Raw genomic sequence first — 19,997 nt, forward strand, 5'->3', positions numbered from 1 at the left:
AATTACGCGATCATGACACTAGCACGATGCACGCCGCAATGCGTCTTGCGGGAGCGGCGGCGTGCGTGATCAATATCGCGAGGCGGCGCGTGCCGCGACGGGAGACGAAGCATGATCGCCAATGTGCTGGTCGGGTTGGTGGCGCTGATCCACCTCTACATCGTCTATCTGGAGATGGTGCAGTGGGATACGCCGCGCGGCCACAAGCTGTTCAAGCTGACGCCGGAATTCGCCAGCGCATCGAAGGTGCTTGCGGCCAACCAGGGGCTTTACAACGGCTTTCTCGCAGCCGGGCTGATCTGGGGGCTTTACCTCGGCGAGACCGGTTTCCAGATCAAGGTGTTTTTCCTGCTCTGCGTCGCCATCGCCGGGCTATACGGCGCGGCGACGGTCGGCAGGAGAATCCTCTACATCCAGACCGTGCCGGCAGTGATGGCGCTGATCGCGCTGGCGTTGAGCTAGCGCATGATCCCGAACCGAAGGCCGGAAAAGGATTATGCGCAAAATCAAATTGCTACAGCGTCCTGTGCGCGTCCGAAAAAAGCCGCGGGGCGCTCTGATGGATGATTTCAGCCTTTTGGATATTTTGGGCCGTAGCCGTTTGGATAATATCCGCCATCGCCGCCGCTGCCGATAAGGAAGGCGCTGCCGGTGGCTGCCCGCAGCTTCTGGCTCACATCGTCGAGCTGCGCCAGCAACTGCTGATATTGGGTGGTCGGCATCGTTCCATCTCGCGCGGCCCGCCGGGCAGCCCGATCGAGTTGAGCGATTTGCGTGCGCAAGTCGCGCGCCTCGTCCGGCTCGAGCTGGTTCGCCTGCGTAGCGGACCGTATACCCGTATCCACGCTCTGTATCTGGCTGATCAAAGCTGTCTCACGCGGGCCGGCGTAGGCGCCAGCAAACGGAACGGTGACGAGAAGGGCAGCGAGCGTTGCAGTCCTGAAGGTTTTGGGCCTGAGGGTTTTGGGAGTGAAAGAGCGCATGGTTGCGTCTCCTTTTACTGGGGAAGGCGGCGGTGAGGACGCCGCCTTCCGGCCTTGGGCCGTCCGGTTCCGTCGCTTCGCGATGGACGATTTCACCGCCGGCGGTTCTCGGCCCCGTGGCACAACCTAGGAGCGGTTCTCGGCAAAGATTAAAAAAAAGGTAATCTTTTCAGGCCTTGCCTGCCCGCACGGGCGCCCTAAATCCGGGCGTTCGCCTTGAGGCCAGCCCGGATCAGCGCTCGGTCAGTTTCAGCTCGATGCGGCGGTTCTTGTTGCGCGCGTCTTCGGTGTCGGCGGGGTCGAGCGGCTGGAATTCGCCGAAGCCGGCCGCAACCAGCCGGTTGGCCGGCACGCCGTTTTCGATCAGGAACTTCACCACCGAGGTCGAGCGCGCCGTCGACAGTTCCCAATTGTCGCGGTAACGGCCGGTGCCCGACAGCGGCTTGTCGTCGGTGTGGCCGTCGACGCGCAGCACCCAGTTGATCTCCGGCGGGATCTCCTTCTGCAGGTCGATGATGGCTCCGGCGAGCTTCTTCATCTCGACCTTGCCGGCGTCGTTGATCACTTCGGAGCCTGTCGGGAAAAGCACTTCCGACTGGAAGACGAAGCGGTCGCCGACGATGCGGATGTTCTCGCGGTCGGCGAGGATTTCGCGCAGGCGCCCGAAGAAGTCGGACCGATAGCGGTTCAGTTCCTGCACCCGTTGCGCCAGCGCGACGTTCAGGCGGCGGCCGAGATCGGCGATCTTGGTGTTGGACTCGCGGTCGCGCGCTTCGGACACGTTGAGCGCTTCTTCGAGCGCTCCGATCTGCCTGCGCAGCGCCGCGATCTGCTGGTTGAGGATTTCGACCTGGCTCAGCGCCTGCTGGCTGATCTGGCGCTGGTTGTCGAGTTGACCCGAAAGCGCCGTGGCCCGCTGGTTGGCCGCGTCGCCGGCACCGGCGCCTTGCGCCAGCAATTGCTCGAGCCGGCTCTTTTCCGCCTCCGATGCCGACAGCGACGCCTGCAAATTGGCGAGCGAATCTTCCTTGTCCTGCGTCGTCGAGCGTTCCAGCGCCAGAAGCTGGGTCAGTTCGTTGATCTGCGAATTGAGGCGGTTGAGCACCGTGTCCTTGCCGGAGATTTCGCGGCCGAGCAGGAACTGCGCCAGCACGAAGACCGTGAGCAGGAACATGATCGCCAGCAGCAGCGTCGACAGCGCGTCGACGAAGCCCGGCCAGTAATCGATACGGCGATCGGTACGCCGGCTCCTGGCGAGAGCCATGCTAATGGACTCCAGTCTTCTTCAGGGCGTCGGCGATCTTCTCCAGCGTGTTGCGCATCGCCTTCTGCTCGTCCGACTGGGCCTCGACCCAGTCGCGCATGATCTGCTGCTCCGAGCGCATGTTCTTGACCAGGCCCGAAATGCCGTCGGCAAGGTTGGCCATGGCGGTGGCGACACGCGGATTGGCGCCGCCGCCGTTCTCCTGCATGCTGCGCAGTCTTTCCGACAGGACGCGGATCTCGTCGGAGGATTCGACCTTGGGCGGTTCGGCGACAACGATATCGGACGACAGATCGGTGACCGAGGACAGCCAGTTTTCGAGCTCGGTGTAGAAGCGTGTCTGGGCACGGCCGGCCTGCAGGTCGAGGAACCCGAGCACCAGGGAGCCGGACAGGCCGAACAGCGAGGACGAGAAGGCAGTGCCCATGCCGGCCAGCGGCGCGGAAAGCCCCGCCTTCAGGGATTCGAGCACGGCGGCGGCATCGCCGGTGCCGGGATCGAGCGACTCGATGGTTTCGCGGATCGAGCCGATCGTGTTGAGCAGGCCCCAGAAGGTGCCGAGCAGGCCAAGGAACACCAGCAGCCCGACAAGATAGCGCGAGGTGTCGCGGCTTTCGTCGAGGCGGGTGGCGATCGAATCGAGCATGGTGCGCATTGAGCTGGTCGAGAAGGCGATCGTCGGCGAGCGGCCGATCATCGCCTTCATCGGCGCCAGCAGCACCGGTTCGGTGGTTTCGGAGCCGGCTCGAAATGAGTTGACCCAGCGCACTTCGCGAAACAGCCGGCCGACCTGCACGAAGGCCAGCAGGATGCCGACCGCAAGCACGCCGATGATCAGGCCGTTGAGACCGGGATTGGTGGCGAAAGCGCTCGAGATCTGACGGGTCAGGATGGCGGCAATGAAGGCAACGATCATCAGGAAGATGACCATGGTCAGGAGAAAGACCTGCGGGCTCGACAATTTGTGCGGATCGTACATCAGAACGTCGGAGCGCCTGCCCATGCCGAAGGATTTGAAAAAAGCCATCCGTGCCCCGTTTCCGATGCCGTTGCCGCACTTCACGTTTGACGGCGACTCTAAACGCAATTGTGACCAAATTGAATGGCGCTTGGCAATATTGCCAAGCGGACCATCGCGTCAGAGTCGGTTGATGATCAGGCAGTCGACCATGGCAGCAAGATGCAGGCCGGCGCCGGTGACGACAAAGCCGTGCCACAGCGCATTGTGGAAGCGCAGGCCCTTCCAGGCGAAGAAGATGACGCCGCAGGAATAGACGATGCCGCCGGCAACGATCAGCGCGATCGACGTCGTCGGCAATGTCTGGACGAGCGGCTCGACCAGAACGATGCCGCTCCAGCCGATGGCGAGATAGAAGACGATCGCCAGCCGGTCGAAGCGGCCGGGAAGGAGCACTTTGATGGCGATGCCGATCGCTGCCGCGACCCAAACCAGGACGATCATCGAGACGGCCAGCGGCGAGCCGTCGAGCTGGGCGAGGAAAGGCGTGTAGGTCGCGGCGATCAGCAGATAGATCGCGGCATGGTCGAAGCGCCGCAATATCCACTTGGCTGGCGACGACACCGGCCACAGATTATAGGCCAGCGACACCGACAGCACGGTGAGCAGCGAAACCACGTAGAAAGCGGCGGCGACATATTCGCCGGGACCGGCATGGAAGGCGGCCAGCGCCAGCAGCGCCGAACCGGCGGCAATGGCGAGCACGATGCCCACCGCATGGACGATGCCGTCGGCGATCATTTCGGCGCGCGAATAGTGCCAGCGTCCCATGAAGGGGATTTCGATCCGGGATTCGGGGCCGACGTGCGTCATGAATGATCCTGCATCCCTTATCTGGGCGGATGCCGGACAATATTTCAAGCTTTGGTTGCGGTTTTGCGACTGCGGCGGTTCAGCGCGCCAAGTCCGCTAGAGCCTAGCGCGGCGCCACCGGCTTCCTGACGGTCTTCAACAGCGCGCGCTGGATGATCTCGTTGCCGACGACGATCGAGCCGCCATCCAGCATGTTCTGCCCGCCGGCGAAGTCGGAGATGAAGCCGCCCGCCTCGCGGATCAGCAGGATGCCGGCGGCGACGTCCCAGGCCGACAGGCCGGTTTCCCAGAACCCGTCCATGCGGCCGGCAGCGACGTAGGCGAGATCGAGCGAGGCGGAGCCGAGGCGGCGCACGCCCGAGACTTCGGCCATCACGTTGCGCAGCTCGACCAGGAAATTGCCATGCTGGCCGCGCCCGAGATGCGGCACGCCGCAACCGATCACCGTGTCGATCAGCTTGGTGCGGCCGGCGACCCGCAGCCGACGGTCGTTCATGAAGGCGCCGCCGCCGCGCTCGGCGGTGTAGAGTTCGTCCATCGCCGGATTGTAGACGACACCGGCGACGATCTGGCCCTGGCGCTCCAGCGCGATCGAGATGGCGAAGAGCGGAATACCGTGCAGGAAATTGGTGGTGCCGTCGAGCGGGTCGACGATCCAGCGGTGCTGGCCGTCGTCGCCTTCGATCAGGCCGCGCTCCTCCATCAGGAAGGCATAGCCCGGCCGCGCCTTCGATAGCTCGGTGAAGAGGATTTCTTCGGCCTTGCGGTCGGCCTGGCTAACATAGTCGCCCGGCCCCTTCATCGAGACCTGCAGGTTCTGTACTTCGCCGAAATCGCGCGACAGCGAGCGGCCGGCCTTCATGGCGGCCTGGACCATTACATTGAGGATTGCGGAACGCGCCATAGTGTCTCTTCCTGCTGCCGCGCCTATTTGCTTTGAGGCATGATCTTATCCAAAAAGTCTGCAACTTTTTGGGATCATGCCTTAGTCGGCGCGGCGCACGTAAGTGATTTCGTTGGTGTCGACGATGATGCGCTCGCCCGAACCGATGAACGGCGGCACCAGCACACGGATGCCGTTTTCCAGCATCGCCGGCTTATAGGATGAGGCGGCCGTCTGACCCTTCACCACCGGATCGGCCTCGGTGATGGTCAGCGTCACCTGGTCGGGCAGTGAAATGCCGATCGGCCTTTCATCATAGAGCTGGACCGTCACCATCATGCCGTCCTGCAGGAAGGCAGCGCGATCGCCGACGAAATCCTTTTGCAACTCAAGCTGCTCGTAGCTTTCGGTGTCCATGAACACCAGCGCTTCGCCCTGCTCGTAGAGGAAGGAGAAATCCTTCATCTCCAGCCGGATCTGTTCGACGGTTTCGGCGGAGCGGAAACGCTCATTGAGCTTGGTGCCGTTGATCAGGTTCTTCAACTCGACCTGGTTATAGGCGCCGCCCTTGCCTGGTTTGACAGCGTTGGTTCTGACCGCCACCCAAAGGCCGCCATCGTGCTCGATGACGTTGCCGGGACGGATTTCGTTGCCATTGATCTTGGCCATGATGATGTGATCCGGAATGAGATTTTCGCGATGAAAGCGATTTGGCGCCTCCAAGACCACAAATCGCCAGGAGAGGCAAGAGAGTGGGCAAGAGGGGCAGTGGGCACGGGGGGACGGGGCGGAGCCATCTCCTCGTCAGCATCCGCTGCCAGGTAATTCACCGTCCGCGACGCTCTACGGCAGGCGGTTGGCCTTCTGCAGCGCCTGCTTCGTCTGGTCGTCGGTCAGGCCCTGCAGAAAATCGTCCATCTGCGGATCGATGAGCCCAGCGCGACGGGCGACAACGTACCAGGCGCCGGCAAGGATCGGATCCGGATCGGTGCCGATGCCGCCCATGTAAAGCTTGGCGAGGCGGTTCTGGGCGGCGACATTGCCGCCCTCGGCGGCCTGTTTCATCCAGCCGAAGCCGGATTTCAGGTCGCGGGCGCCACCACGCCCCTCGATCATCCAGGCGGCGAGATCGATCTGTGCCGTATCGTAGTTCTGCCGTGCTGCCTGCGCCAGCAGGCCTCGGGCCTGGACATCGTCGCGCGGCTTGCGGCCGACGCCATTGGCATAGACCTGCGCCATCGCATATTGCGCGTCGGCAAGGCCGGTTGCGGCGGCGCGCTGATAGTAGGACACCGCCTTGGCGATGCCGGCATCGCCGGGGTCCTGCTGGACCAGAAGCTGCGCGAAATTGAACTGCGCCAGACGGTTTCCGGCTTCGGCGGCGGCCTGCATCAGCGCGTAGGCGCCCTTCTCGTCTTTCTTGACGTAGCGGCCGTCGAGCAGCATCAGCGCATATTGGAACTGTGATTCCGGTATCCCCTGCTCGGCGGCAAGCGCGTACCACTTTGCCGCCTCCGCCGCGTTGACCGGCACGCCAAGACCGCGTGACAATATCTCGGCGACCAGTGTCTGCGCCGCCGGATCGCCGTTCTGAGCGCGGACCAAGGCGAGGTTGTAGGCCGTCTTGTAAAGGCCGCGCTGGAAGGCGCCATAGGCGGAATCCGACGGCTTTGCACCGAAGCGGTCGGGATTGATGGCGTCGGCCGACGGCAGCGGGGCCGTGGTGGCGGGCTGCGGCAGCGGCGTGGCGATCGGCTTGTCGGTGGTTGCGCCGATGTCGGGCTTGGGTTGCGGCAACGGGACGGTTTCCGCCATGGCGGACTGCACCGTGAGCGCCGCAAGGAACGCACTGAAAAGGATTGTCCGCGCGGGCACGTCAGTCCTCGAAACGCGGCGCGGTCTCGTCGAGCAGCGCGTTGGCGCTGGCGACTGCCATCTTTGGGTCGACGCCGTCGGCAAAGACGGCGCTGGACAGCGCCACGAATTCGGCGCCGGTGGCTGCCACCGCCTCCACCGAGGCGAGGTCGGACCCTGCCATGACGATGCAAGGGATCTGGATCACATCCGCCCACCATTGTCCCAGCGACAGGTTGCGCGGGTGCGGCTCCGGCTTGTTGTCGTAGCCGAAGCGGCCGAAGAAGATGTAGTCGGGTCTGAGTTCGCCGAGTTCCAGCGCATCGTCGCGCGTCTTGGCGCCGCCGGTGCCGACCATCATTTTTGTCTGAAAACGTTCGATCGTCTCGGCGAGTTCGGCCTTGCCGACCTCGACATGGATGCCATCGGCCTGGACGCGACCGGCGATGCGGGTGTCGCCGGCAATGACGACAGCAACGCCTGCCGCCTGCGCCGTCGGCACGATCCGTTCGGCGAAGGCCTGGAAGGAAGCCTCGTCCATGCCGTTCTCCGGCAGGATGAGCGAGGCGACATCGCCGCCCTTGAACGCCGTGCCGATGCGCTCAGCCGACACGCCGGGCGGCGCGATCAGCACGATGCGGCAGCGATTTGGAGGCGTTGCGTCGTTCATTGGTTTTCGATCCCGGTTTTCGCCTATGCCGGGCGAAGATGGTTGCATTGCGGCATAGAGCAAAGTGCCGGCCTTGAACAGGCGGGCGGGGCAGGATCATTGGCGCATGATTGTCGTCCGGCGACGTTCTTGCCTCACTTGATTGCCTGAGTGCTCTCGGCTGGGGCCTTCGATCTCCACAGCGTCCAGCCAAGATTCATCCCGGCGGCGGCGATCAGGATGGCGGCGGCGCCGACGATCTGGGCCGGATGCAGCCGGTGGCCGAAGGCGACGACATCGACTAGGATCGCGACCACAGGGTAGATAAAAGACAGCGACCCCTGCAGATGCGTTGGCAGTTTCTGGATGGCGCCGTACATCAGGATGTACATCAGACCGGTATGGACGACGCCAAGCGTCGCCAGCATGCTCCAGCTCCACGCATCGGCGGGAAAATGAGAAAAGTTGGCGAAGGGTGCCAGTATGACGACGCCGACGCAGACCTGGATCAGGGCGATCAGGTGCGGTGGCGTGCCTTTTAGCTTCTTGGTGACGATGGCGGCGACGGCCCAGAAGAAAGCCGCACCCAGCGCCATCGCGATGCCGGTAAAATAATCCGTGCCGACACTACCTGTATTGGGGCCTGCAGCATCAGGCGAGGCCTGCACGATCAGCAGCATGCCGACGAAGGCGATGCCAAGCCAGGCCAGCTTTGTCATGGTCAGCCGTTCTGAGAAGAAGAGCGCGCCGAAGCCGACCAGCATGAAGGGCTGCGTGTTGTAGACAGCCGTGGCGATCGAGATCGAGGCGCGGGAAAACGAGCTGAACAGCAGCAACCAGTTGATGACGATGGCCGCGCCGCCAAGGGCCGCGATCGCCACGATGCGCAACGACAGCTTGCCGCGCAGCAGCCCAAGGGCAGCGCAGATGATCAGCAGCGTTATCGCGCCGAAGGCACAGCGCCAGAAGACGACGTCCATGATGGGCTGGCCCGACATGACGACGAACCATCCGATCGTGCCGAGGATCGCCATTGCGGCCGTCATTTCGATCGTGCCGCGCACCGTGCTGTCCATGAAATACCCCTGAGATCTGTTGAGACTTGACAATCTCACATGGCTCCGGCGCTTTATATGATTTGCAGAAGGTGTTATCCCTGTCTTGCCTAATTAAGTGAGGCAAATCTCGTTTTTGATTGAGGATCGTAAAATGCTGGACGAACCGGACAAAAAGCTTCTCGACATCCTGATCCGGGATTCACGAACCTCGCTGAAGGAGTTGGCCCAGCAGGTCGGGTTGTCATCGCCAAGCGTTTCGGAGCGGCTTCGACGTCTCGAGGATCGCGGCGTTATCAGGGCTTTCACCGTCGAGATCGACCCGCAAGCGCTCGGCTACACCTTGCAGGCGATCGTTCGCATCCGGCCTTTGCCGGGCAAGCTGCATATCGTCCAGAAGCTGATCGAGGAGATCCCGGAGTTTGGCGAATGCGACAAGGTGACGGGCGACGATTGCTTTGTTGCCCGGCTGTTCGTGCGCTCGATCGGCGATCTCGACAAGCTTCTCGACCGTATCGCCGACAAGGCCGAAACCAGCACAGCCATCATCAAGGCGCAGCCGATCCGGAGGCGCCCACCGCCGCTCGCCGCAACCGCCATCTCAAAACCGTAACAGGCCTCGGCACTGACGACGCATCGCATTGTGTGTACATTTGCAGTCGCGGCGCGAAGGTTTATCGGCTATTCCAGCGTCGACACGCTTTCCCTCCAACTGCTCCCCGCCGATGTCAGGTCTTCTCCTCGATCCCTGGTTCTATGCCGCCGCCATTCCAGCCGTCATCCTGGTCGGTCTGTCCAAGGGCGGCTTTGGCGGTGCGGTCGGTTTCGTCGGCGTGCCGCTGATGGCGCTGGCCATGCCGCCGGTGCAGGCCGCCGCCATCCTGCTGCCGATACTGTGCCTGATGGACATCGTCTCGGTGTGGACATGGTGGGGTGTCTACGACCGCAAGATGCTTACAGAGATGATGCCGGGAGCGGTGATCGGCATCGGCATCGGCTGGCTGACCGCGGCGCTGGTGACAGCGGACATGGTGCGGCTGATCGTCGGCGCGGTGGCCATTATCTTCGTGCTTCGCTGGGTCTATCTACAGGTGCGGCACGGTGCGAGCCACTCAGCCGAGCCCAACCGCGCGGCTGCCGCCTTTTGGGGGACGGTCGCCGGCTTCACCAGCTTCGTCGCCCATGTCGGCGGCCCGCCCTTTCAGGTCTATGCGCTGCCGATCCGGCTCGATCCGAAAGTGCTGTCGGGCACCGCCGCAATCTTCTTTGCCGCCACCAACGCATTGAAGCTCATCCCCTATTTTGCGCTGGGACAGTTCGACACCACCAATCTGACCGCGTCGGCGGTTCTGGTGCCGCTGGCGCCGCTCTCGACCATCGCCGGCGCCTGGCTGGTGCGGCGGATGCGGCCGGAACTGTTCTATCCCTTCACCTATGCGACCGTGGCGGTCGTCGCGGTCAAGCTTCTGTGGGATGGGATCGCCGGCCTTCTCTAGATCGCCGGCCATGGAAGCCGCCGGCCGCCGAGTTGCCGTCAGCTTCACGGCAGATTTCAGGCGGCGCTCGGCACCGGCACGGCATCGTTCAGTGATTGCGCGAGCGCGCCGCGCTGTTTCCTGCTATTTTTACAGCGCCGGGAAGGGTCGGGCGCGATGCGACATCGTCCAGAAACATTGTCGACGATAATGCGCCGATGCCGGGGACCCGGTGGCGGATCAACCGCCTGAATTCAACCCATTCCCATGACGGGAAGAGGCAAATCGGGGGATATTATGCAAAAGGTAGCACGAAATTTCTTCACGCTTGCCGTCATCTACGCACTGTTCGGGATGGCGCTCGGCCTTCAGATGGCGATCAGCAAAGACCATGGGCAGATGCCGACCCACGCCCATACCATGGTGGCCGGATGGCTGATGTCGGCGGTGTTTGCCTTCTTCTACCATTTGTTTCCGGCAATCGGGCAAAAGACGCTCGCCACCGTCCATTTCTGGTTGACGGCAATCAGTGGCATCGGCCTGTTGATCGGCCTTTACATCATGCTTGGCGGCAACCCGGCGATCGAGCCGCTGGTGGCAACGTCCTCGATGGGCTTTTACGCGGGATTGCTGCTGTTCGCCTATATCGCGCTGCCGGTGGTGTGGAAAGCCGAGCGGCTTCTTGAGGCCCAAAAGGCCTGAATATTGTGCTGTTACGGCACAGGCGGGCGACGCTTGTTCAAAAAATATCCGCGCCGTTAAGGCTTCATTAAGCTTTACAGGCGTTTACTATGTGCATCCAGTGATCTGGATTCTTACCGAGTGGTTGGAGCCACTTTGTTTGACGCCTCCCTGTTAAACTCCTGAGAGCCGCCTTATCCGCGGCTCTTTTTTTGTCCGCGATCGGATTGCCGGGCGCCTGCGCCGCCGTTAACCGTTTGTTAAACATGTGCTTGCCTTCGCCGGCGGCGAAGCGCATTTTCAAGCCTCGGTCATATAGGGTGCAGGGCGTGACGGCGATGGCGCCGATTCGGCCGGCTGTAAGGCAAGTGCAGGGCGTATCGATGAACGATCTTTCGAAGGGAAGCGCGAAAACCATCAAGCTGGCGGAGCGCCGGGTTTTCTCCCAATCCTTCAAGCCGCTCTACCAGGAAGGGATGGGCCTGGTCGAGCAGGCGGCCGAATATCTGGACGGCAAGGGCCGGGCGGAGGCGAAGAAACTGTCCAGGCTGGCGGCGACGCTCTATGCGGCCGAATCGATGCGACTGACCACGAGGCTGATGCAGGTCGCCTCTTGGCTGCTATTGCAGCGCGCGGCGAATTCCGGCGAGATGACCCGCGATCAGGTTGCTTCCGAAAAATCCAAGGTGCGTCTCGACACCGCTTCCGCCAACAACGATGCCGCAGGCTGGGTCGAACTGCCCAAGGATTTTCTTGACCTCATCGACCGCTCGCTGCGCCTGCAGGCGCTGGTGCGTCGCATGGACGAGGAAATCTACGGCGGCGCCGTGGCCGACGTGTCGCCATCCGGCCGCCGCGTCAATCCGGTTTCCGATCAGATCACGCTGCTGAACACGGCTTTTGCCCGCGGCTGAGAGACTGTTTGGAAACTGTGCTCCGGCGGTATCTGATGGTGTTTTCTGCGCTTACCTACAGCGTCGCGCGTCCTTTGGACGCGCAAAGAACGCTGTAGCACTTTGGTTTTGCGCATGATCCTTTCCGAAAGTCTTTCCGATTTTCGGGGTCATGCGCGGGCTCACGGACCCAAATGTCCGCTCCGCTCCGGTTCTCGAAACCACCACCATATGACTCGCCGGAGCGACTTTCGAAACAGTCTCTTTGGCTCTTCCTGGACGCAGCGGAGCCTGTTTCTGGTTTGTTCACATTTCGCTGGCATCGCTGTCCGCCAAGGGTAGACTTGGCGGATGGGGGAAACGATTCGCATCATCGGTATCGATCCGGGGCTGAGGCGTACCGGCTGGGGCATCGTCGAGAGCCTCGGCAACTCGCTGCGCTTCGTCGCCTCCGGCACGGTGCGTTCCGACGACAAGGCGGCGCTGGCGACGCGGCTTTGCCAGTTGCATGATGGGCTTGCCGAGATCCTGCATACCGCCATGCCGCACGAGGCGGCGGTCGAGCAGACTTTCGTCAACAAGGATGCGGCCGCGACGCTGAAGCTTGGCCAGGCCCGCGGCATCGCCATGCTGGTGCCGGCGCTGGCAGGTCTGGTCGTTGCCGAATATGCGCCCAATGCCGTCAAGAAGGCGGTGATCGGCGTCGGCCATGGCGACAAGAAACAGATCCACATGATGGTCAAGGTGCTGATGCCGAAGGCGACGTTCGACACCGACGATGCCGCCGACGCGCTGGCCATTGCCATCTGCCACGCTCATCACCGGCAGAGTGTTGTCTATAGGATGGCGCTGGCATGAGGGACCACACATGATCGGCAAGCTCAAAGGCACGCTGGACGAGATCGACGAGGATTTCTGCATCATCGACGTGCACGGCGTCGGCTATGTCGCCCACTGCTCGGCGCGCACGCTGGCCGCTTTGCCGGCACCCGGCGAGGCGGTGGTGCTGTTCATCGAGACCTATGTGCGCGAGGATATGCTGCGGCTCTACGGTTTCCAGTCGGTGCTGGAGCGCGAGTGGTTCCGACTGTTGATGAGCAATGTGCAGGGCGTCGGCGCCAAGGTGGCGCTGGCTATTCTGTCGACGCTGGCGCCGGCCGATCTGGCCAATGCCATCGCGCTGCGTGATATTGCCATGGTCAGCCGCGCGCCCGGCGTCGGCAAGAAGGTGGCCGAGCGCATCGTCACCGAACTGAAGAACAAGGCGCCGGCCTTTGCGGGCGCTGCCTCCGGCACCATCGGCCTGAAGCAGGAGCTTGGCGAAGGCGTCGCGCCGGCGCCGATCACCGACGCCGTCTCGGCGCTGGTCAATCTCGGCTATTCGCGCGATACCGCCGCCAATGCGGTGGCGGCGGCGCTGAAAAGCGCCGGCGAGGACGCGGATGCGTCGAAGCTGATCCGCTTCGGGCTGAAGGAACTGGCGCGGTGAGTCTTCGCTTGTCCCGCTCCCTGCCCTGTGCAAGGAAGGCGGCATGAGCCTTTCGCCACGCCTCATTGCTCCCGACAAGCGCGGCGAGGACGCCGAGCAGACCTTGCGGCCGCAGACGCTCGGCGACTTCGTCGGCCAGACGGCGGTGCGGGCCAATCTCAAAGTGTTCATCGAGGCCGCAAAGGGCCGCAGCGAGGCGCTCGACCATGTGCTGTTCGTCGGCCCACCCGGCCTCGGCAAGACGACGCTGGCGCAAATCATGGCGCGCGAGCTCGGCGTCAATTTCCGCTCGACCTCCGGCCCGGTCATCGCCAAGGCCGGCGATCTCGCAGCCCTGCTCACCAATCTCGAAGACCGCGACGTGCTGTTCATCGACGAGATCCACCGGCTCAACCCGGCGGTTGAGGAAATCCTCTATCCGGCGATGGAGGATTTCCAGCTCGACCTGATCATCGGCGAAGGGCCGGCGGCGCGCTCGGTCAAGATCGACCTAGCCCGTTTCACCCTGGTCGCCGCAACCACCCGGCTCGGCCTCTTGACCAACCCGCTGCGCGACCGCTTCGGCATTCCGGTCCGCCTCAATTTCTACTCGGTCGAGGAACTGGAGCAGATCGTGCGGCGCGGCGCCCGCATCCTTGCGATGCCGCTTGGCGACGATGGCGCGCTGGAGATCGCACGGCGCGCGCGTGGCACGCCGCGCATCGCCGGCCGGCTGTTGCGCCGCGTGCGCGATTTTGCCTCCGTCGCCGGCGACGGTCATGTCGACTGCCAGATCGCCGACGAGGCGCTGACGCGGCTCGAGGTCGACGCGCTCGGCCTCGACGCGCTCGACCGCCGCTATCTCTCGATGATCGCGCGTAATTTTGGCGGCGGGCCGGTCGGCATCGAGACCATTGCGGCAGGGCTTTCCGAGCCGCGCGACGCCATCGAGGACATCATAGAGCCCTATCTGATCCAGCAGGGTTTTATTCAGCGCACGCCGCGCGGCCGCGTGCTGACCGCCAATGCCTGGCGGCATATCGGACTCGACGCGCCGAAGGATCTGGCGCAGCAGCAGATCAGCCTGTTCCAGGAGGAATGACGAAGTCTGCAGGCGCCTCTCAGTCGCGAATGCTTCTGTGTCTTCGTCGGATCCAAGGTGATGATTGACAAGGATTATAATCCTCATCATGCTGCTCATTTCTTAACCATAGAAGTTCAGTCAAATTTCGATTTGACTTTTTTCAAATAGTATAGCGTTATTTCAGGCACCGCGTAATATGCGGCATTAAGCGCTCACGCATAACTATATGCATTGAAGTCCTGGCTTTCTGCGCCGCTGACAGCGGCGAAGAAGTATATTGTCAATTGTTCAATATGGCAGGGGGAAGCTATGATTGCAGCAAGCAGAGTGACCGAGCTTAAGACAGAACCCCGCTACATCGATATCGCCAGACAGGGTGATAGCGATCTCGATGTACTCAAGTTACTTCCTGGAACGTGGAAGAATGACCCGGGCATGAAGGGGCGCGGCTGGAATGCGATCGCTTTGCCATTCGCTTCATCGGGCAGCGGGATCGACTACCGGCTCCTGGTCAATCAATATGATGAGGTGCTCAAATTCACTTTGGTGGACAAGGGCGTCAAGAATCGCGGCATCCAGAGGAACGGAACTTCGATCAACACCGACCAGGTCGTGGTCGCACTGGATTACGAGCAACGGATCGAGCAGTTGCTTGCCGACGATTTTCCGGCGAGCGGCCTGCAGGGAGATCCGAACACGACGATTCACCACGAGCCGGGCCTTTGGTTGTTCATGACCAATGAGGCAGAGAAAACCAGCAACATTGGACGCCTTGGGACCATTCCGCACGGCGACTCACTGCTTGCATTGGGTGCGGGCGAGGTCACCAACGGGCCACCGACAATTCCGCCAATCAATGGGTTGCCGATAGGCGTCAATCAGAGTCTCACCAGTCCCTATCTGGCGCCCTACAATCATTTTCATCTCGCTCCGTTCAAGGGTGTTGTGGCCGATCCCACCTTTCCGGGTTTCGATCCGGTAAAGCCACATCTGCTTCTTGTCGGCGGCGCTCCGGGAACCGTAACCAGAACGACAAAGCTGCAGGTCAGCACGACTGTCGAGACCGCCGGGATCGTCAATATTCCCTTCATCGTAAGGCAGGCCAACGCGGCCGAAATGATTTCGACTTTCTGGATAATGGAATTGGACGAGCTGACGCCCGCGGGAACGCCGCGCCTCATTCTGCAATATCTGCAAATCGTGCTTCTCGATTTCTTCCCGCGTCGCGATGGTCTGCCGGGCCTGATAAGATGGCCCCATGTCAGCATCAACACGATGGAGAAGGTCGCGGATGCCGACGCAATGAAGACAGCGGCGCCAGCCACGCCCTGATGCATGTCGGCCAAAAGTGCGCAGCGGTTTTGGGGCAACGACATGCATGGAAACAAACATTTGAAGCGCGTCGCATGAATCCTTTCAAACGCGGCGCGCTTTGAACCTGGTCCATCCCGACAGCGGGATGGGGCTCTATCTCAATGTTTGAGCACCGGATTTTCCCAAAACCGGTACCCACTTTTGGGTCCGATGCTTTAGCTGCGCAAAATCTCCTAATCCTGGTCAGCTTGCCGGCGCATTTGCGGGCTCTAACGCTTCGCGCTGTGGGACCGTCCCACGAACGACGGAGTTGAGTGATGATCACCAGACGTGGCTTCCTGCGCCTCATCGGCGGTTCCTTCTTATCGGCGGTGTCGCTCAGCGCTTATGCGGTTGGCCTCGAGCCGATGTTGCTGACGCATGTAAAGCGCTATTCACTAACCCCGCCAAACTCGCCTGCAGGATTGCGGCTTCGGGTTGTCGCTCTCGCCGATATTCATGCTTGCCGGCCATGGATGACGCCGGAGCGGATCAGGTCGCTTGCCGAACGGGCGAACACCCTGCAACCGGATCTGATTGTCCTGCTTGGCGACTATGCAGCCGGCACACGCCTGGTTACGGACTGGGTGGGTTCCTCCGAATGGGCGCCGGCCTTGTCCGGCCTGAGGGCGCCGCTCGGCGTGTGGTCAATTCTTGGCAATCACGACTGGTGGGAGGACCTTTCCGCGCAGAAGGCGGGGTTGGGGCCGACGGTCGCGCGAAGGGCGCTCGAGCGCGCCGGCATCCCGGTCCTGGAAAACGACGCAGTTCGCCTCGAAAAGGACGGGCATAACTTCTGGGTCGCCGGACTTGCGGACCAACTTGCGCTGCGGCCGGGCAAAGCCTGGGGCCGCAGCGGATTCAAAGGATTGGACGACCTGCATGGCACGCTGGCAAGCGTAAGCGACACGGCTCCCGTTATTCTGCTGGCACATGAGCCCGACATATTCCCGAAGGTCCCGTCACGGGTATCGTTGACTCTTTCGGGTCATACCCATGGCGGACAGGTGCGGCTGTTCGGCTATTCTCCGGTCGTGCCATCCCGCTTCGGCAACCGTTTTGCCTATGGCCATGTCGTGGAGGAGAACCGCAACCTGATCGTCTCCGGAGGCCTCGGCTTCAGCATCCTGCCGGTGCGTTTTGGGATGCGCCCAGAGATTCTTTCGATCGAACTGGGTTCAGCCTGACCGTCAATGAAGTGACTTGACCACGTCCATCACATCCGGCTCGGCCTTGTCGCCATCAAACGCCTCGATGATGCCCAAGGCGCCGCCATAGCTCCAGACCGACCATGCAAAGCCATGGGCTTCCACGCGCGCGATCATATCCCTGACATAGGCGGCGCGGTATTCGGCCGGAATCACATGGGCATTGCCGTATTCCTGGCGGATCATGCCGAATTCGCCGAGCGTGATGTTCTCCGGCTTGATGGCGTTGGCCTTTGCCCAGGCTTCGACCCTGGTGAACGGCGCATCCATCTTCCCGAGCAGCTTCTCATCCGTGTCGATGCTGACCACCTGCTCGTCGAGATAGGCAAGTAGGCCGCTCTGCCGCGGCCATGGCGCCTCGGCCTTGATCCTTGCGCGGATCGTATCGAGCGCAGCATCCAGCTGGACGCGCGGGACGGCGCTGAGCGGATAGGGCAGGCCGGTCACATAGGGGATGAAATCGCCGGCCCAGGTCGCGCCCTGATTGGGTCAGCAGGAACGGCTCGTAGGAATGAAAGGTCCAGATGATGTTGTCGTCCGGGATCGCCTTTGGATCGATCTTTGCCAGCGATGCCGCATTGGAATAGCAGGCGCCGGTCAGGACCAAGGTGAGCTTGGTGGCCGATGAACGCGCCGCCGCGAACAGTTTCTGCTGGCGCTCCGGCCAGAGGCCGGTGCCGTCGGTTTCGCAGTCGACGACCGGCTCGTTCATCGGCTCGAAAGCGACTTGGCGCGGATCCTCATCGGCCAGCGTGCGCGCCATATTGCGCACCACTTCGACATAGGCATCGAGCACTTTCCGGTCGTCCATCACCTCGCCCATGCCGATCTTGCGGCTGCTGCCGCTGGGGATCAGATGCATGTCGACGATCACCTTCAGCCCGGCATCATTGATCATCCGCACCGAGTCCAGCACGCTGGCATAGAGGCCGTCGCGCAGCGCCAGCGTCTCGCCGGACAGGAACGGCGACGGATCGACCGGCATGCGCAGGAAATCGAAGCCGGCGCTCTTCAGCGCCTTAAGGTCATCGTCGTTGAGGAATTTGCGCCATTCCGGATAGGGCAGGATTGCCCGCCGGTCGCCCCATTTGTCCTCGCCCGGCCAGGTCGTCCATTGGTCGAGATTGAGGCCGCGCTTCATCGAAAAGCTCGCCGCCTGGCCCGGTAGAGCCAGCGCGGCCAGCACAAGCAGCGCCGCTATCAAGGTCTTGATCATCGCCGTCAACAGTGCCATCGGGTTCATGCGCCAAGCTAATGCGTGTCGCCCAAAAGTGTGTAGCGGTTTTGGGACAACGACACGCACGGAAACAACTGCCTAAAGCGCGTCGCGCTTCAGGTGCCCGGTCAGGCCCGAAAAGGAAAGCGCAATGGACGATCATGGTGAATCGGCGACGCTCTGCGCCGGGCTTTCCGGCGCGCTGACGGAATTCGGCCACCGGCTGATGGCGCGGGTCTATTATGCCGACACCGATTTCTCCGGCGTCGTCTACCACGCACGCTATCTCGAATTCTTTGAGCGCGGCCGTTCCGACTATCTCAGGCTTGCCGGGGTCCATCACACCGAGCTTGCCGAGGGCAAGCATGGCGAAAAAATAATTTGGGTGGTGCGGCGCATGGAGATCGACTTCCGCGGCTCCGCCCGCATGGACGATGTCTTGACCATCGAGACGCGCACCGAGGACATTTCGGGCGCCCGCATCTTCATGGCGCAGCAGCTGAAGCGCGGCGGCGAGGTGCTGGTCGAGGCGCGGGTCGAGGCGGCGATCATCGGCGAGAACGGCCGGCCTAGGCGTTTTCCGAAGGAATGGATCGCTGCCTTCATGCCCAAGGCAAATCAGTAAGTTCAAAATCGGTAAGTTACTGACGCCGATGATCCGCCGACGATGCCGGGCGGCTCGCCCAAGGCGCGGCAATGCGCCGCGCTGTCCGTCCTAACCCATCCTTAACCATAACGGTTCATGAAGAGGGTGGTGAAGATTGGAGAATCCAGCGCCTTCCTTTCACCAAGATTTGCCCCGAAAACGCCGCCAACGGTGCATTTTGGGGTTATTCCGCAAGCTTTGCGCGAACGGACCACAAGGGATGCCCATGGGCCAGCTGCCAGCCGTGCTCGGAAAATCTTAAGGACGTAACCATGGAAAATATCGCACTCGCCGAACCGGGCGCGCATTTGTCGATTTGGGCGCTGTTCATACAGGCCGGCTGGGTGGTCAAGCTGGTCATGATCGGGCTGCTCTGCGCCTCGATCTGGACCTGGGCGATCATCGTCGACAAGCTCGTCGCCTATGGCCGCATGCGGCTCGCGCTCAATCGCTTCGAACAGGTGTTCTGGTCGGGGCAGTCGCTGGAAGAGCTCTACCGCACGCTCGCCGACCGCAAGACGTCAGGCATGAGCGCCATCTTCGTCGCCGCCATGCGCGAATGGAAAAAAAGCTTCGAGAAGGGCGCGAAATCGCCGCTTGGCCTGCAGACCCGCATCGACAAGGCGATGGACCTGGCGCTGACCCGCGAAATGGAAAAACTGGAAGGACGGCTTGGCTTTCTCGCCACCACCGGCTCGGCGGCGCCCTTCATCGGCCTGTTCGGCACCGTGATCGGCATCATGACCTCGTTCCAGGCGATCGCCGCATCCAAGAATACCAGCCTGTCGGTGGTCGCACCCGGCATTGCCGAGGCGCTGCTGGCTACGGCAATAGGCCTGCTCGCGGCTATCCCCGCCGTCATCGCCTACAACAAACTGTCGTCGGACGCGAGCAAGATCGCTGTGCGCATGGAAGGGTTCGCGGACGAGTTCTCCGCCATACTCTCGCGCCAAATCGATGAAAAAGTCGCGCAGAAGACCTGAGGAACAATCATGGGAATGTCTGTAGGCGCGGGTGGCGGAGGACGCGGTGGTCGTGGCCACAGGCGGCGCGGCCGCCATCACGCGATGATATCGGAGATCAACGTCACACCGATGGTCGACGTGATGCTGGTGCTGTTGATCATCTTCATGGTCGCGGCGCCACTGCTGACGGTCGGCGTTCCGGTCGACCTGCCGGAAACACAGGCCAAGGCGATTGCGGCCGACACGCAACCGATCGAGGTATCCATCAACTCCGCCGGCCAGATTTACATCCAGAAGACCGAGATCCCGATCGAGGAACTGGTGGCAAAGCTGCAGGCGATCTCGAAGACCGGCTATGACGAGCGCATCTTCTTTCGCGCCGACAAGGCAACCAATTATGGAGCGGCTCTGCAGGTCATGGCCCGTGTCCAAGCCGCTGGCTACAAGAATATGAGTCTCATCTCGCTGCAGGAACAGGACCAGTAGACA

The 19,997-nt window shown here is 62.1% G+C and carries 22 protein-coding genes and 1 pseudogene; 13 read left to right on the top strand and 10 right to left on the bottom strand.

From position 1 onward, the window contains the following. The first annotated feature begins 111 nt into the window (after positions 1-111). The gene (locus BQ8482_RS25430; RefSeq protein ID WP_123150112.1) at positions 112-462 is read left to right on the top strand and encodes a DUF1304 domain-containing protein; all 351 of its coding nucleotides are present in this window, start codon (positions 112-114) and stop codon (positions 460-462) included. A gap of 107 nt (positions 463-569) precedes the next feature. Here the strand turns inward: BQ8482_RS25430 and BQ8482_RS25435 are convergent, their stop codons facing one another. From BQ8482_RS25435 to BQ8482_RS25475, 9 genes are all read right to left on the bottom strand, one after another. Then, positions 570-983 (bottom strand): hypothetical protein, encoded by a 414-nt coding sequence (locus BQ8482_RS25435; RefSeq protein ID WP_123150113.1) that lies wholly within the window; start codon positions 981-983, stop codon positions 570-572. A 232-nt stretch (positions 984-1,215) separates the two neighbouring features. After that, positions 1,216-2,247 (bottom strand): peptidoglycan -binding protein, encoded by a 1,032-nt coding sequence (locus BQ8482_RS25440; protein ID WP_123150114.1) that lies wholly within the window; start codon positions 2,245-2,247, stop codon positions 1,216-1,218. 1 nt (position 2,248) lies between these two features. Further along, a complete protein-coding gene (locus BQ8482_RS25445) occupies positions 2,249-3,274 on the bottom strand; it encodes a MotA/TolQ/ExbB proton channel family protein (protein ID WP_123150284.1) in 1,026 nt (341 codons plus the stop codon). Between the two features lie 111 nt (positions 3,275-3,385). Then, positions 3,386-4,078 (bottom strand): PAQR family membrane homeostasis protein TrhA, encoded by a 693-nt coding sequence (gene trhA, locus BQ8482_RS25450; protein ID WP_123150115.1) that lies wholly within the window; start codon positions 4,076-4,078, stop codon positions 3,386-3,388. Between the two features lie 103 nt (positions 4,079-4,181). Next, a complete protein-coding gene (locus BQ8482_RS25455; protein WP_123150116.1) occupies positions 4,182-4,982 on the bottom strand; it encodes an inositol monophosphatase family protein in 801 nt (266 codons plus the stop codon). 81 nt (positions 4,983-5,063) lie between these two features. After that, on the bottom strand, positions 5,064-5,630 hold the full coding sequence (efp, locus tag BQ8482_RS25460; protein WP_023800001.1) for an elongation factor P: 567 nt from the start codon (positions 5,628-5,630) through the stop codon (positions 5,064-5,066). Between the two features lie 174 nt (positions 5,631-5,804). Beyond that, positions 5,805-6,776, bottom strand: a complete 972-nt coding sequence (locus BQ8482_RS25465) for a tetratricopeptide repeat protein (protein WP_123150285.1) — start codon at positions 6,774-6,776, stop codon at positions 5,805-5,807. A gap of 61 nt (positions 6,777-6,837) precedes the next feature. Continuing rightward, complete coding sequence (locus tag BQ8482_RS25470; protein ID WP_123150117.1) at positions 6,838-7,485, bottom strand: thiamine phosphate synthase; 648 nt, start codon at positions 7,483-7,485, stop codon at positions 6,838-6,840. A 134-nt stretch (positions 7,486-7,619) separates the two neighbouring features. After that, positions 7,620-8,540 carry a DMT family transporter gene (locus BQ8482_RS25475; protein ID WP_123150118.1) on the bottom strand — a complete coding sequence of 307 codons (921 nt, stop codon included), beginning with the start codon at positions 8,538-8,540 and terminating at the stop codon, positions 7,620-7,622. A 133-nt stretch (positions 8,541-8,673) separates the two neighbouring features. Here BQ8482_RS25475 and BQ8482_RS25480 point away from each other — a divergent pair, with 133 nt between their 5' ends. The 9 genes from BQ8482_RS25480 to BQ8482_RS25520 all read left to right on the top strand — a co-directional run bounded on the left by BQ8482_RS25480 (position 8,674) and on the right by BQ8482_RS25520 (position 16,660). Beyond that, positions 8,674-9,132, top strand: a complete 459-nt coding sequence (locus BQ8482_RS25480) for an Lrp/AsnC family transcriptional regulator (protein ID WP_123150119.1) — start codon at positions 8,674-8,676, stop codon at positions 9,130-9,132. 112 nt (positions 9,133-9,244) lie between these two features. Next, on the top strand, positions 9,245-10,015 hold the full coding sequence (locus tag BQ8482_RS25485; protein ID WP_123150120.1) for a sulfite exporter TauE/SafE family protein: 771 nt from the start codon (positions 9,245-9,247) through the stop codon (positions 10,013-10,015). Between the two features lie 276 nt (positions 10,016-10,291). Then, positions 10,292-10,696: a hypothetical protein gene (locus BQ8482_RS25490; protein ID WP_123150121.1), complete on the top strand. Its 405-nt coding sequence runs from the start codon at positions 10,292-10,294 to the stop codon at positions 10,694-10,696. A gap of 362 nt (positions 10,697-11,058) precedes the next feature. After that, positions 11,059-11,589: a protease adaptor protein RcdA gene (rcdA, locus tag BQ8482_RS25495; RefSeq protein WP_123150286.1), complete on the top strand. Its 531-nt coding sequence runs from the start codon at positions 11,059-11,061 to the stop codon at positions 11,587-11,589. 330 nt (positions 11,590-11,919) lie between these two features. Beyond that, complete coding sequence (ruvC, locus tag BQ8482_RS25500) at positions 11,920-12,426, top strand: crossover junction endodeoxyribonuclease RuvC (protein ID WP_123150122.1); 507 nt, start codon at positions 11,920-11,922, stop codon at positions 12,424-12,426. 10 nt (positions 12,427-12,436) lie between these two features. Continuing rightward, a complete protein-coding gene (gene ruvA / locus BQ8482_RS25505) occupies positions 12,437-13,057 on the top strand; it encodes a Holliday junction branch migration protein RuvA (protein ID WP_123150123.1) in 621 nt (206 codons plus the stop codon). Between the two features lie 43 nt (positions 13,058-13,100). Continuing rightward, positions 13,101-14,138, top strand: a complete 1,038-nt coding sequence (gene ruvB / locus BQ8482_RS25510; protein WP_123150124.1) for a Holliday junction branch migration DNA helicase RuvB — start codon at positions 13,101-13,103, stop codon at positions 14,136-14,138. Between the two features lie 291 nt (positions 14,139-14,429). Further along, positions 14,430-15,452 (top strand): heme-binding protein, encoded by a 1,023-nt coding sequence (locus BQ8482_RS25515; RefSeq protein WP_123150125.1) that lies wholly within the window; start codon positions 14,430-14,432, stop codon positions 15,450-15,452. Positions 15,453-15,751: 299 nt separating this feature from the next. Then, complete coding sequence (locus BQ8482_RS25520) at positions 15,752-16,660, top strand: metallophosphoesterase (RefSeq protein ID WP_123150126.1); 909 nt, start codon at positions 15,752-15,754, stop codon at positions 16,658-16,660. Between the two features lie 3 nt (positions 16,661-16,663). Here BQ8482_RS25520 and BQ8482_RS25525 read toward each other — a convergent pair. Continuing rightward, positions 16,664-17,915, bottom strand: a pseudogene (locus tag BQ8482_RS25525) (glycoside hydrolase family 5 protein). 133 nt (positions 17,916-18,048) lie between these two features. Between BQ8482_RS25525 and ybgC the strand changes: the two are divergent. From ybgC to BQ8482_RS25540, 3 genes are all read left to right on the top strand, one after another. Next, positions 18,049-18,522, top strand: a complete 474-nt coding sequence (ybgC, locus tag BQ8482_RS25530) for a tol-pal system-associated acyl-CoA thioesterase (protein WP_123150127.1) — start codon at positions 18,049-18,051, stop codon at positions 18,520-18,522. Positions 18,523-18,815: 293 nt separating this feature from the next. Continuing rightward, positions 18,816-19,526, top strand: a complete 711-nt coding sequence (gene tolQ, locus BQ8482_RS25535; RefSeq protein ID WP_123150128.1) for a protein TolQ — start codon at positions 18,816-18,818, stop codon at positions 19,524-19,526. A gap of 9 nt (positions 19,527-19,535) precedes the next feature. After that, entirely contained in the window at positions 19,536-19,994 is a 459-nt protein-coding gene (locus tag BQ8482_RS25540) for an ExbD/TolR family protein (protein WP_077375321.1), read from the top strand. Positions 19,995-19,997: the final 3 nt, after the last annotated feature.

This window comes from Mesorhizobium delmotii (assembly GCF_900149755.1).
GTDB lineage: Bacteria > Pseudomonadota > Alphaproteobacteria > Rhizobiales > Rhizobiaceae > Mesorhizobium > Mesorhizobium delmotii.